Source organism: Bradyrhizobium sp. Leo170, assembly GCF_004296405.1.
GTDB lineage: Bacteria > Pseudomonadota > Alphaproteobacteria > Rhizobiales > Xanthobacteraceae > Bradyrhizobium.
The window spans coordinates 1-13,162 of sequence record NZ_PSRR01000248.1 but is presented as its reverse complement, the minus strand read 5'-3'; the positions used below and the strand labels follow the sequence as shown (position 1 = coordinate 13,162).

12 protein-coding genes are annotated in these 13,162 nt (G+C 63.2%); 4 read left to right on the top strand and 8 right to left on the bottom strand.

All coding sequences use genetic code 11. The features are described 5' to 3' along the window. Nucleotides 1–218: 218 nt before the first annotated feature. The 5 genes from CWO89_RS31030 to CWO89_RS31010 all read right to left on the bottom strand — a co-directional run bounded on the left by CWO89_RS31030 (nucleotide 219) and on the right by CWO89_RS31010 (nucleotide 4,210). Entirely contained in the window at nucleotides 219–545 is a 327-nt protein-coding gene (locus CWO89_RS31030; protein WP_130582325.1) for an HPr family phosphocarrier protein, read from the bottom strand. After that, complete coding sequence (locus CWO89_RS31025) at nucleotides 542–943, bottom strand: PTS sugar transporter subunit IIA (protein WP_027579987.1); 402 nt, start codon at nucleotides 941–943, stop codon at nucleotides 542–544. The genes CWO89_RS31030 and CWO89_RS31025 overlap by 4 nt, the downstream gene beginning before the upstream one ends. Before the next feature lie 133 nt (nucleotides 944–1,076). After that, on the bottom strand, nucleotides 1,077–1,592 hold the full coding sequence (locus tag CWO89_RS31020) for an HPr kinase/phosphorylase (RefSeq protein WP_130582324.1): 516 nt from the start codon (nucleotides 1,590–1,592) through the stop codon (nucleotides 1,077–1,079). Next, nucleotides 1,589–3,394 carry a sensor histidine kinase gene (locus tag CWO89_RS31015; RefSeq protein WP_245476662.1) on the bottom strand — a complete coding sequence of 602 codons (1,806 nt, stop codon included), beginning with the start codon at nucleotides 3,392–3,394 and terminating at the stop codon, nucleotides 1,589–1,591. The genes CWO89_RS31020 and CWO89_RS31015 overlap by 4 nt, the downstream gene beginning before the upstream one ends. A 114-nt stretch (nucleotides 3,395–3,508) precedes the next feature. Then, entirely contained in the window at nucleotides 3,509–4,210 is a 702-nt protein-coding gene (locus CWO89_RS31010; RefSeq protein ID WP_027579989.1) for a response regulator transcription factor, read from the bottom strand. A 229-nt stretch (nucleotides 4,211–4,439) separates the two neighbouring features. Between CWO89_RS31010 and CWO89_RS31005 the strand changes: the two genes are divergently transcribed. The 3 genes from CWO89_RS31005 to CWO89_RS30995 all read left to right on the top strand — a co-directional run bounded on the left by CWO89_RS31005 (nucleotide 4,440) and on the right by CWO89_RS30995 (nucleotide 7,919). Beyond that, nucleotides 4,440–5,174, top strand: a complete 735-nt coding sequence (locus tag CWO89_RS31005) for a HugZ family pyridoxamine 5'-phosphate oxidase (RefSeq protein WP_130582322.1) — start codon at nucleotides 4,440–4,442, stop codon at nucleotides 5,172–5,174. A 597-nt stretch (nucleotides 5,175–5,771) separates the two neighbouring features. Further along, entirely contained in the window at nucleotides 5,772–7,388 is a 1,617-nt protein-coding gene (locus CWO89_RS31000; protein ID WP_130582321.1) for a phosphoenolpyruvate carboxykinase, read from the top strand. 165 nt (nucleotides 7,389–7,553) lie between these two features. Further along, entirely contained in the window at nucleotides 7,554–7,919 is a 366-nt protein-coding gene (locus CWO89_RS30995) for a hypothetical protein (protein ID WP_130582320.1), read from the top strand. Nucleotides 7,920–8,001: 82 nt separating this feature from the next. On the opposite strand, the gene rocF is transcribed toward CWO89_RS30995, so the two are convergent. From rocF to CWO89_RS30980, 3 genes are all read right to left on the bottom strand, one after another. After that, nucleotides 8,002–8,970, bottom strand: a complete 969-nt coding sequence (rocF, locus tag CWO89_RS30990; protein ID WP_130582319.1) for an arginase — start codon at nucleotides 8,968–8,970, stop codon at nucleotides 8,002–8,004. A gap of 109 nt (nucleotides 8,971–9,079) precedes the next feature. Next, nucleotides 9,080–9,895 carry an acyl-CoA thioesterase gene (locus tag CWO89_RS30985; RefSeq protein WP_130582318.1) on the bottom strand — a complete coding sequence of 272 codons (816 nt, stop codon included), beginning with the start codon at nucleotides 9,893–9,895 and terminating at the stop codon, nucleotides 9,080–9,082. A 183-nt stretch (nucleotides 9,896–10,078) separates the two neighbouring features. Beyond that, on the bottom strand, nucleotides 10,079–12,604 hold the full coding sequence (locus tag CWO89_RS30980; RefSeq protein WP_165421405.1) for a glycogen/starch/alpha-glucan phosphorylase: 2,526 nt from the start codon (nucleotides 12,602–12,604) through the stop codon (nucleotides 10,079–10,081). Between the two features lie 303 nt (nucleotides 12,605–12,907). On the opposite strand from CWO89_RS30980, the gene CWO89_RS30975 reads away from it, so the two are divergent. Beyond that, a complete protein-coding gene (locus CWO89_RS30975; protein ID WP_130582317.1) occupies nucleotides 12,908–13,138 on the top strand; it encodes a hypothetical protein in 231 nt (76 codons plus the stop codon). The last annotated feature ends 24 nt before the right edge of the window (nucleotides 13,139–13,162 follow it).

Sequence of the window (13,162 nt, the reverse complement as noted above, 5' to 3'; positions counted from 1 at the left end):
CCACCCCATCAACCACAGGGAGATGTGATGTGCTCCGCTGCAACCACTCGCTCGCGCCACAACGCCTCCCTGTGGTTATGGGTCCCCGCCTTCGTGGGACGACAGCGAGAATCGTAGGATGGGTAGAGCGGAGCGAAACCCATCATTTGCGCGGCTTACTCCATCGCGATGGGTTTCGCTCCGCTCTACCATCCTACAGAGCAGGCATTGGACCGCGCCTACACGCCTTCTTCGTTGAACTTGCTGGCGACGAGTTCGGCGATGGCGTCGAGAGCGGCTTCGGCTTCGGGGCCGGTGGCGGAGACGATGACTGACGTGCCGGGGCCGGCGGCGAGCATCATCAGGCCCATGATCGAGGTGCCGCCGACGGTCTCGCTGCCGCGCGTCACCCAGACCTCGGCCTCGAAGCGCTCGACCATCTGCACGAATTTGGCGGAAGCGCGCGCGTGCAGGCCGCGCTTGTTGACGATCTGGAGTTCACGGGAGATCGCGCCCGCCGGAACCGTCGGGCCGACTTCGTTTTCGCCCGAGCCCTCGGCGCTCATTTGCCGGCAAGGACGCGGCTGGCAATGGTGACGTATTTGCGGCCCGCTTCCTGGGCCATCGCGATCGCATCGGGCAGCGACCGCTCTTCGCGAACCTTCGCGAGCTTCACCAGCATCGGAAGATTGATGCCTGCGAGCACTTCGACCTTGGGCCGGCTCATGCACGAGATCGCGAGGTTCGACGGCGTGCCGCCGAACATGTCGGTGAGGATCGCAACGCCGTCGCCGCTATCGACGCGGTTGACCGCTTCGATGATGTCGCTGCGACATAGATCGGCGTCGTCTTCGGCTCCGATCGTAATTGCTTCAATTTGTTTTTGTGGGCCCATTACGTGTTCGAGCGCTGCCTTGAATTCGTCGGCAAGGCGCCCGTGGGTCACAAGCACTAGACCAATCATCGGAAACTCCTCGCGGGTGCTTCTTGGTGCACCGCACGAACGCGCCACTTTGACCATCCAGAGGCCCCGCGCAAGAGGGCATCTTGGCTATCTCCCGGAATTTGGGGGCGGAGAAATACGGGTCTGCACCGGTCTATTCAGTGGCCATATTGCGGCTGATATGGTTACCGATTTGCCCCAAGCAATCGTCCGCGAGATTACGGGAACATGAACTTTCAGTTGTCGTCAATGCTGCGACAACCAGTAGCAGGGGTGAAAAGCCTATCCCGACGGGGATTCGCGGTAAAAAAACACCGTTTATCTCGGTCCGCAGCGCTTCCGGCGGCGGCAGGCGCTCGGCATCGCCGGCGGCGAGATCGACCACCAGCCCCACGATTGCCTCATGTGTGTACTCAACGCGGCGGATGCCGAGCCCGCGAATCTCGATCAGCCCGGCCAATTCCGCGAGCGGCCGTATCAGCAATTCTTTGCCGGCTGTGTCGAGATAGACACGGTCATCGCCGACCAAGATGGCCGGCGGAAGCTGTCCAGAGCGGCCGGCGAGGATCAGATCGAAGGCGAGGCGCGACTTGCCGGAACCGGACGGGCCGCGGATCAGCACCGCGCGTTCTCCCACCAGCACTGCGGATGCATGCACGCTGGCGCTCATGGCGCCGGCAGCCTGACCACGAAGCGCGCGCCAGCGACCGTTGGCTTGCCGTCGGCATCAGCGGGACCGGGCCGGTTCTCGGCCCAGATGCGTCCGTTATGCGCCTCGATGATCTGCTTGGAGATCGACAGCCCCAGTCCGGAATTCTGGCCGAAGCCCTGGTGCGGCCGGTCGGTGTAGAAGCGCTCGAAGATGCGCTCCAGCGCGTCCTCGCCGATGCCGGGGCCGTCGTCGTCGACCACGATCTCGATCTCCGAGCGCACGCGGCGGCAGACGATGCGCACCTTGTCGCCCGGTTGCGAGAACGATTGCGCGTTGGAGAGCAGGTTGGAGATCACTTGGCCCAGCCGCGAGTCGTGGCCGGGCACCGCGAAGGTGTCGGTCGGACCGCGGCCCTCGAAGCGGGCTTCGACCGCGACGTCGTGGCCGAGCTTGGTCTCGTTGGCGACCGAGGTCAGCGTCGTCAGCAGGCGGCGCAGATCGACCGGCGCCATGTCCTGGCGCTGCAGCTCGGCATCGAGCCGGCTCGCATCGGAGATGTCGGAGATCAGCCGGTCGAGCCGCCTGACGTCGTGCTCGATCACGGCGAGCAGGCGGGAGCGGCTGCTTTCGGCGCGCGCCAAGGGCAGCGTCTCCACCGCCGAGCGCAGCGACGTCAGCGGGTTCTTCAGCTCGTGGGCGACGTCGGCGGCGAACATCTCGATCGCCTCGATCCGGCTGTAGAGCGCGTTGGTCATGTCGCGCAGCGCGCCGGAGAGATGGCCGATCTCGTCGCGGCGGCGGCTGAAGTCGGGAATCTCGACGCGGGTCTGGATGCGGCGGCGGACTCTTTCAGCGCCATCGGCAAGCCGCCGCACCGGGCCGGCGATGGTGCTCGCAAGCAGCAGCGACAGCACGATCATCACGGCCGCGGCGACGCCGCCGACCTTGAGGATCGCCAGCCGCTCGGCGGTCACCATCTGGTCGATGTCGTCGCCCTGGGTGGAGAGCATCAAGGCGCCATGCACGGCGCGGAAGCGCTGCACGGGGACGGCGACCGAGACGATCACCTCGCCGCGATCGTTGACGCGCACCATGCTGCTCTTCTGGCCGTTCAAGGACTGCGCGACCTCCTGGTAGCCGGTGCCGTTCTCCGGGCCGAGCTCGCGATAGAGCGGCAGATCGCCGCGGTTCAGCCAGGTGCGGATCGCGATCGTGGTCCGCTCGGCGAATCCCGGCTTCTCGGCGTTCGGCGGCGGCAGCTCGATCCTGAACACGTCGCCCTTGCCATAGAGGCTGCGGCTGTCGAGGATCAATCCGCCCTCGCGATCGAAGATACGGGCGCGCGTCTTGGTCGGCGAGATCAGCCGCCGCAGCACCGGCGCGACGCGTTCGGGATTGATCGGGAAGTCGGAATATTCGTCCGGCACGCCGTAGCTTTCGCCGGGCTTGAGGTCGAGCAGCCGCTCCGGATCGATGGTGATGGTGTTGGTCTCGACGGTAGCGGAGGCCGCGATGGCGCCGGCGATGATCTCGGCCTGTACCAGAAGGCTCTGGGCGCGCGCGTCGATCAGGCCGGCGCGGAATTGCGAGAGGTAAAGGATGCTGGCGACGAGCGCGACCAGGCCCGCGAGATTCAGCGAGACGATGCGGCGGGTCAGGCTCGAGAAGGACAGCGCGAAGAAGAACTGCCCGGCGCGACTCAGCCAGTCCAGCGGCCGCCAGCGCTTTGCCGTCGCCTTGTCGGCAAACTGGTCCTGCTCGAGGAGCGCCTGGGCGTCCTCGACGGTCTGGGCTGGGTCGGGCTGCGTTCGATCAAGCACTGGCAGGACTGCCGGTTCGTTGACGAGGGGTGTTATCATGCACGTTATTGGGTCCGCACCCTACCCCATAGGTTCGGACCGTGTCAGTTAACAAAGCGGAGCTTTCGCCGCGGATCAGGCTTCCTTGAAGCGATACCCCACGCCGTACAAGGTTTCGATCATCTCGAAATCCTCGTCGACCACCTTGAACTTCTTGCGCAGCCGCTTGATGTGGCTGTCGATGGTGCGATCGTCGACATAGACCTGGTCGTCATAGGCGGCGTCCATCAGCGCATTGCGGCTCTTCACCACGCCGGGCCGCGTCGCCAGTGCCTGCAGGATCAAGAATTCGGTGACCGTCAGCGTCACCGGCTCGTTCTTCCAGGTGCAGGTGTGGCGCTCCGGGTCCATCCTGAGCAGGCCGCGATCGAGCGCGCGCGTGTCCGGCTCCTTTGGAGCGGCGGTCGGATCCTTGGGCTGGCCGCGGCGGAGCACGGCCTTCACGCGCTCGACCAAAAGGCGCTGCGAGAATGGTTTGCGGATGAAATCGTCGGCGCCCATTTTGAGGCCGAACAATTCGTCGATCTCTTCATCCTTGGAGGTCAGAAAGATCACAGGCAGATCGGATTTTTGTCTGAGCCGCCGCAGAGTCTCCATGCCGTCCATGCGCGGCATCTTGATGTCGAGGATCGCCAGATCCGGTGGCGAGGTGCGGAAGCCATCGAGCGCCGACGCACCATCCGTGTATGTCATGATGCGGTAGCCTTCGGCTTCCAACGCTATCGAGACAGAGGTGAGAATGTTGCGGTCGTCGTCGACCAGGGCGATTGTGGGCATGAGCCTGCTTTCAGTTTTCCAGTTGGCTGAAACGGCGAGCATTCCGGTGATGCGCCGCATAATTGGGCTTCGGACTCGGTCAGCGAGCAATGCAACGTGGGCTGAAGTGTGACCGAGTTCCGCCAAACGCCTCGCCCCCCGCGGACGCGTCCGACCCGTCTAAAGCCCGTTTACCCGAAAAAAGCCCCGAAGTGCAACCACATGGCCAGACAATTACTAGGTAATTTCGATGCAACCGACCGCTGATTTTGACCCCGCCAGACTGGCTCGTTCCCTGCTCCGGAGGAGCCGGCAAGGCGCCTTGGCGACGCTGATGCCGAAAACCGGTGATCCCTATTGTTCCCTGGTCAATGTCGCGAGCCACCCGGACGGTTCCCCGATACTGCTGCTGTCCCGCCTGGCGGTCCATACCAGGAACCTGCTCGCCGACCCCCGGGTATCGCTGATGCTGGACGAGCGGGCCGAAGGCGACCCGCTGGAGGGGTCCCGGATCATGCTGGCGGGCCGGGCGGAACAGGCGGAAGGCGACGCCGCAGCCCTCCTGCGCCGCCGCTACCTCGCTGCCCATCCATCCGCGGAAGCCTTTGTGGAATTTAAGGATTTCTCCTTCTTCCGGATCGCCCCCTCGGCCACCCATCTCGTTGCGGGCTTCGGCCGGATCGTCGATCTCAGGCCCGAACAGTTCCTGACCGATCTGGCTGGGACGGAGGGGTGGCTGGAGGCTGAAGCTGAGGCCGTCGAGCATATGAACAAGGCTCACCGCGACCCCATGGACCTTTATGCGACCCGGCTGCTCGGGGCAGAGAGCGCCGACTGGCGCTGCACAGGCTGCGACCCCGAGGGCATGGACATGCAGGCGGGCAAGCGGACGCTGCGGCTGGAATTTCCAGAGCGCGTGCGCAATGCTGCGGAGCTGCGCAAGATGCTGGTTCGGCTCGCTGGCGATGCGCGCGCAAAAGGGTAAGCGCGAGCGGCGCGGCGTCGCAGCGCATGATCATGAGAGCGCCGTCGTCAACGCGCTTGGCATCATGCTTCTTATGCGCAACGACGCGGAACGTTTGCGCGCGCTGCGCATTCTTAACGGCCGTCGAATTCGAACGATGGCGTGTCGACGTTGAGTGAGGCCGTGCAATCAATTCCCATCGCCGATTGGATCGTGCGATCCAAGTGCAACGGCATTGCCGGCGACAAGGCCGATGTCTCAATCTCCGCAAACTGCATATCGGGTATTCTACGCGTTGATGGACAACCGCGCGGCGTGTTCGATGGCACTAATTGTGCATCGCAAAGATGTCGGCCATGGATTGATCGCGGCGGATCGTCGCGCGATCCATGGGCAAGAAAGCCGCCTTGCGCTGCAGCAAATGCTTGAACCACATGGGAGCGGATGCCTTGGAATAAACCAAAATTCGGGGACTAGCTTGGCAAGCTCTGATTGCCCCATTATGAGGTCGCTGGACCGGGGCCTTCGGGCTATATTTGTTGTTGGAAAAGGTCACCGCGACTGAGCGCGTTTAGCGACATTCGCGCAATGGGAAACGCGGGTTCGAGGAGGTTCTTCGTGCAAAACACGGGCGTGTACAACGGTGCCTTTGGCGCCGACAAATTCGGCTTAAAAAATCTCAAGCGCGTGCATTGGAATCTTCGCGCGCCGCAGCTCTATCAATATTCGCTTGCGGCAGGCGAGGCCGTGCTCTCGGCCGATGGCGCGCTCTGCGCGGACACCGGTGAATTCACCGGCCGCAGCCCGAAGGACAAGTTCACCGTTCGCGACGCGACCACCGACAAGAACATGTGGTGGGCCGGCAATCAGTCGATCACATCAGAGCAGTTCGAAGCGCTCTATCAGGATTTCCTCAAACACGCCGAAGGCAAGGCGCTGTTCGCGCAGGATCTCTATGGCGGCGCCGATCCGACCTATCGGATCAAGACACGCGTGTTCACCGAACTCGCCTGGCATTCGCTGTTCATCCGCACACTCCTGATCCGCCCCGAGGCGATCGAGCTCGCAAGCTTCGTGCCTGAGCTCACCATCATCGACATGCCGAGCTTCCGCGCCGATCCCAAACGTCACGGCGTGCGCTCGGAGAACGTTGTCGCGATCGATTTCGCCCGCAAGATCGTCCTGATCGGCGGGTCTTATTATGCCGGCGAGATGAAGAAGTCGGTCTTCACCACGCTCAACTATTATCTGCCCGCGCGCGGCGTGATGCCGATGCACTGCTCGGCCAATGTCGGATCAAAGGGCGACAGCGCGATCTTCTTCGGCCTCTCGGGTACCGGCAAGACGACGCTGTCGGCCGATCCCAACCGCACGCTGATCGGCGATGACGAACATGGCTGGGGTCCGGAGGGCGTCTTCAATTTCGAGGGCGGCTGCTACGCCAAGTGCATCAAGCTGTCGAAGGAAGCCGAGCCGCAGATCTATGCCGCGAGCAAGCGCTTCGGCGCGGTGCTCGAGAACTGCGTGCTCGACGAGGATACCCGCGAGGTCGACTTCGACGATGGCTCGAAGACCGAGAACACCCGTTCCGCCTATCCGCTCGACTTCATTCCCAACGCCTCGCGCACCGGCCGCGCGCCGCATCCGAAGAACGTCGTGATGCTGGCGGCCGATGCCTTCGGCGTGCTGCCGCCGATCGCGAAGCTCTCACCGGCGCAGGCGATGTATCACTTCCTGTCCGGCTACACCGCGAAGGTCGCGGGCACCGAGCGCGGCCTCGGCTCCGAGCCGCAGCCGGAATTCTCTACCTGCTTCGGCTCGCCGTTCCTGCCGCTCGATCCTTCCGTCTATGGCAACATGCTGCGTGACCTGATCGCCCAGCACAATGTCGATTGCTGGCTGGTCAACACCGGCTGGACCGGCGGCAAGTATGGCGTAGGCTCGCGCATGCCGATCAAGGTCACGCGCGCGCTGCTCACCGCGGCGCTCGATGGCAGCTTGCGCAATGTCGAATTCCGCACCGACGAATATTTCGGTTTCGCAGTGCCGACCGCGCTGCCGGGCGTGCCGAGCGAGATCCTCAATCCGGTGAACACCTGGAAGGACAAGGTCGAGTTCGACAAGACTGCCCGCGCATTGGTCGGCATGTTCCAGAAGAACTTCGCCAAGTTCGAGAGCAAGGTCGACGCCGAAGTCCGCGCCGCCGCGCCGGACGTGAAGCTCGCGGCCGAATAGTCTCAGATTTCCTCGAACAAAAAGGGCGACCCGCGGTCGCCCTTTTTCTGTTCCGGAACGTGTCTGCATCGCAGCCAGCAACATCCGGAAACACTTCGCAAGCGCCCGTTAACCGCCTTCGGTTCGTAACTCGTGCATCTCGATCAACGGAGCACGGCGGGCGCGATGGGCGACATCATGAGTATTCTTCAGAATTCCTACGCCTCGGCGTCGCTCTCGACGCCTTCCAATACGCCCTATGTCAATGTCGATCCCGCGAGCTACCAGGGCACCTGGGACGGCACCTATTCGAACGGCCAGAAATTCCAGTTCAGCATTTCGCAGGTGAACGGATTCCGCGCCCAGGTGAAATACCAGAGCGGCGCGACCGTTCAGTATCAGCAGGTGCTGATCAAGGACAATTCGTTCCGCATCGGCGACACCAAGTTCACGCTCGCCTCGCAAGGCAATGCGCAGGTGAAGAACGTCATCACCGATCCTGTGTCGGGCAATACGACGCTCGTCACCGGCAACGCGACGCAGGATACGTGAAAGGGCGAATAGCGAATGGCGAGTAGCGAATTAGGTCAGCAATCGCCTCTATTCGCCATTCCCTATTCGCTATTCGCCCATATCAATCCGGCAGCACCGCGTTGGTCGGTGTCGGGCGGTCGGTGATCTGCAGCCCGAACAGGCTGCCGATCAACTCCACGACAACACGTGCGGTACGGCCGCGCTCGTCGAGGAAGGGATTGAGCTCGACGATGTCGACCGAGCGCACCAGTCCGGAATCGTGCAACAGCTCCATGATCAGGTGCGCCTCGCGGTAGGTTGCGCCACCCGGCACCGTGGTGCCGACGCCGGGCGCGACCGAAGGATCGAGGAAATCGACGTCGAACGAGACATGCAGCACGCCGTTCCTCGCCTTGACGCGATCGATCACGCGGCGGATCAGCACGGCGACGCCGAATTCGTCGATGGCGCGCATGTCGGCGATGGCGACGCGACGTTCGCGCAACAGCTTGCGCTCCAGCGGGTCGACCGAACGGGTGCCGATCAGGTCGAGCTGATCAGGTGTAATCGAGGCGCGCGGCAGGCCGCCGAGCAGGTTGTCGAGCCCTGGCTCGCCGCAGAGAAAAGCGGCCGACATGCCGTGCATGTTGCCGGTGATTGTCGTGTCGGGCGTGTTGTAGTCGGCATGCGCGTCGACCCACAGAGCGAACAGCGGCCGGCCCTTCTCCTGCCAGAAGCGCGCAACCCCATTGATCGACCCCATCGAGAGCGAATGATCGCCGCCCATGAAGATCGGCACCGCGCCCGATTGCGCCAGCCAGTAGGCGCGCTCGGAGAGCAGGCGGATCCAGGTCTTCACCTCCTCATAGAACTTCGTATTTGCAGGCACCGGCCCGTCCGAGACCACCGCGGGAATGGAGAGATCACCGTGGTCGTCGACGCGAAGCTCCAATTGCTCCAGCACGCGCGCGATCCCGGCGGTGCGCAGCGCCGCCGGCCCCATCAGCGTGCCGGCCTGTGCGGCGCCGATCTCGATGGGAACTCCGAGGAGCGCGATGTGCGAGGGTTTTGGAACGTCGGATTCGGGCATGCGGCGGTGCTCTCAATTCGTAGGGTGGGCAAAGCGCAGCGTGCCCACCATCGACATTCCGCAAGAAATGGTGGGCACGCTTCGCTTTGCCCACCCTACGCCTTCCTGGTTACGCCTTGAAATAGGCGATCTGCGTGGTGGTGGCGAGCAGGCGGCCGGAGGGCGACCACAACTCGCCGTTCTGGTCGCCATAGCTCTTGTGGAAGATCTTGGCATCGGCAGCCGCCAGCACGCGGGTGATGTCCTCGGCGGCGAGGTCGGCGGCGTCGACGTGGAAATAGGTCGTCAGCGACACCGTACCGAACGGCACCAGTTCGCGCTTGGCGTGGAAGACGCGGCCGAAGAAAGCGTCCGACATCGCGATCAGCGAGAGCGCATCGATCTTGCGCGGCGCGCGGTCACCGATCCAGAGCTTGGAATAGGTCTCGGGCGCGGTGCTCGATGGCGTGCCGAATTTTGGCTCGCCCTCGACGAAGCGGAAGTCATACTGCTTGACCCACGATGCCGCGGTCTTGGGATAGGGCAGGGTCTGTTCGAACGGCGTTGCGTCCGGAAACTTCACCTGCTGGTGCGACCAGGACGGGCGGCGCTCGGCGAACACAGCGGTCGCAAGCGTTGCGACCTCGCCGCCGCTCTGCGTCATCTCGACGGACCAGTGCTGGCTCGAGCGATTGGCCTTCACCAGGCGGACATCGAGATCGAAGGCGCCTTGCGCGACCGGCGCGCAATAATTGACGGTGAGTGCAAGCGGATCGCCGGCGCGTTGCGGATGGTCGATCAGCGCCCGCAGGATGGTTGCCGCGGTGGCCCCGCCGAACGGGCCGACAAACGCCCAATAGTCGTCGCTGGTCTTCCCCTGCCAGCGGCTATCGCCGGCAGTGACCGCGGTGGCATCGTCGAACAAATGCGGGGTCTTGGTGAGCATGAAATCGTTCCGGTGTTGCAAAATACTCCGTCATTGCGAGCGAAGCGAAGCAATCCATTTCGCCGCTTGTGGAGGCATGGATTGCTTCGTCGCTTGCGCTTCTCGCAATGACGAGGATGCAGTATCGCGACTACTCGGCGGAATTCAATGACGTCGGAGGTAATCGATTTCCGTCGCGTGGGATTAGCGCTTGGCTCCCCACTGCGCCTGTTCCTTCAGCAGGCGCGGCGTGGGCGGCTTCACCGGCACGTTCCAGATCTCCTCGGCGTATTCGCGGATGGTACGGTCGGAGGAGAACCACGGCATCCGCGCCACGTTGAGGATCGAGGCCCGGGTCCATGCCGGCACCACCTGCCAGCGTGCGTCGATGCCGCGTTGGGTGTCGTAGTAGGAATCGAAGTCGGCACTGACCATGTAATGGTCGAGATAGCGCAGCGCGTGGCCGATCGAGGCGAAGCGGGCGGGATCGCCGGGCGAGAACGCGCCGCTCTCGATTGCGGTGATCGCGCGCGCCAGCCGCGGCGAACGGCCGATCAGGTCGCTGGCATCGAGCCCTTGCTTGCGGCGGACCATGACGTCGCCGGCTTCCATGCCGAAGATCGCGATGTTCTCGGCGCCGACGTGGTCGCGGATCTCGATATTGGCACCGTCGAGCGTGCCGATGGTCAGCGCGCCGTTCAGCGCGAGCTTCATGTTGCCGGTGCCGGAGGCTTCCATGCCGGCGGTCGAGATCTGCTCCGACAGGTCGGCGGCAGGGATGATCACCTCGGCCAGGCTGACATTGTAGTCGGCAAGGAAGGCGATCTTGAGCCGACCATCGATCGCGGGATCGTTGTTGACGACTTCGGCGACGTCGTTGATCAGCTTGATGATCAGCTTGGCGTAGCGGTAGCTCGCCGCCGCCTTGCCGGCGAAGATCTTCACGCGCGGCACCCAGTCGCGCTGCGGCTCATCCTTGATCGCCTGGTACAGCGCGACCGCTTCCAGGATGTTCAAGAGTTGCCGCTTGTATTCATGGATGCGCTTGATTTGCACATCGAACAGCGCCGACGGGTCGACCTTGATGTGATTGCGCTCGGCCATCAGCCGCGCCAGCAGCACCTTGTTGTGCCGCTTGACGTCGCGGAACTGCTGCTGGAACGCGTTGTCGCTGGCATGGGACTCGAGCCGCTCGAACAGCGAGAAATCGTCGAGCACGGCTTCGCCGCAGACGTCGCGGATCAGGCCCGTCAGTCTCGGATTGGCCAGCATCAGCCAGCGGCGGAAAGTGATGCCGTTGGTTTTGTTGGTGATGCGCGTGGGATAGAGATGGTGGAGATCGTGGAATACTGTCTCCTTCATCAGATCGGAATGCATCGCCGAGACACCGTTGATGCGGTGCGAGCCGACAAAGGCGAGCTGCCCCATCCGCACCCGGCGGCCCGACTTCTCGTCGATCAGCGATACTGCGGCGCGGAATTCGATGTCGCCTGGGCAGCGCTCTTCGGCGAGCGCCAGGTGCTGCACGTTGATGCGGTAGATGATCTCGAGATGCCGCGGCAATAGCCGCTCGAACAGCTCGACCGGCCAGGTCTCCAGCGCCTCCGGCAGCAGCGTGTGGTTGGTGTAGGACAGCGTCGCGACCGTGATCTTCCACGCCTCGTCCCAGCGGAAATGGTGCAAGTCGACCAGGATCCGCATCAGCTCGGTTACGGCGAGGCTCGGATGGGTGTCGTTGAGCTGCACGGCCGCTTTCATCGCAAGGCTGCGGAGCTGGCCGTCGGCCGAAAGGTGCCGCTTCACCAAATCCTGCAGGGAGGCCGAGACGAAGAAATATTCCTGGCGCAGGCGCAGTTCGCGCCCCGCGGCGCTTTCGTCGTTCGGATAAAGGAATTTGCAAATCGCCTCGGCGCGCGCCTGCTCGGCGCTGGCTGAGACATAATCGCCGGTGTTGAAGACGTCGAGCTTCAACGGATCCGGCGCATGCGCCGACCAAAGTCGCAGCGCGTTGACGCGCTGGCCACGCCAGCCAACGATCGGCGTGTCGTAGGCCATCGCCTCCACGGTTTCCGCCGGGTGCCAAATGGCGATGTCACGACCGTGGTCATCGACATGCTCGACGGTGCCGCCGAAATGGATGTTGTAGACGACTTCCGGCCGTTGGAATTCCCAGGGGTTGCCGAAGCCCAGCCACTCGTCCGGATATTCCTGCTGCCAGCCGTGATTGATGATCTGGCGGAACAGGCCGAAATCGTAGCGGATGCCGTAGCCGATGGCGGGGATCGTCAGCGTCGCCATGCTTTCCATGAAGCAGGCGGCGAGCCGCCCGAGGCCGCCATTGCCGAGCGCCGCGTCAGGCTCGCATTTGCGCAGTTCATCAAGGCCCACGCCGAGATCGCCGAGCGCTCCCTCGAATACGGGCAAGAGGCCCATATTGTTGAGCGCGTCGGTGAACAGGCGGCCGATCAGGAATTCCAGCGAAAGATAATAGACCCGCTTGGCGCCGGCGTCGTAGCTCTCTTTTTCCGCCGTGAGCCAGCGATGGGTGATGCGGTCGCGCAGCGCGAGCGCCGCCGCCTTGTACCAATCGCGCTTGGTCGCCACGCTGGCGTCCTTGCCGATCTCCAGCCTCAGCTTGGCGAGGATCGCGCCCTTGATCTCTGCCAGCGCCAATTCATCGATCGGCTGATCGAGCGCCGGATAGCTTCCTGAGAAAGACTGTTCTTGCAACGCGGCAATCCTGAACTTGGGGGACTCGATCATGATCCGATGAGACGAAATCGGATCATGATCTAATCGCCTTGTTTGAGCATGATCTTTTCGGAAAACCGGTCTCCACTTTTCCGGATCATGCTCCAGACAACAAATGATACGCGTCTTGCACTTCAATCGGAACCGCCCAGCCGGTTGTTGTGCACCGCGCTGGTATGATTTTATGCAAGGACCGGGCCGATTTTGCGACCTCAAGGCGACGCGCTTCGGTGGTATGGTTACATATTAGGCGGCACAATCATCATCACCGAGAGGGCACCAATGAGACTGCTGATCGAAATCGCAGCCGCTGTGTTGTTCATCGTCTGCATCACCGTCACCAGCGCCGCTTTCGCCGCCGGCAAGCCCGGGCGCAGCGCCGACGGCTTGACCTGCGGCTTCAGCATGCCACAAAGCGCAACTCCTGCCGCCCGCTGTGCCGCCATCAAGCGGCAATGCGGCGGCAGGTTTTACGCGAACTATTGTGGCGACAAGATGCTGTCGGCGATGTGAGACGGGGGCGATCTGCTTCGTCGT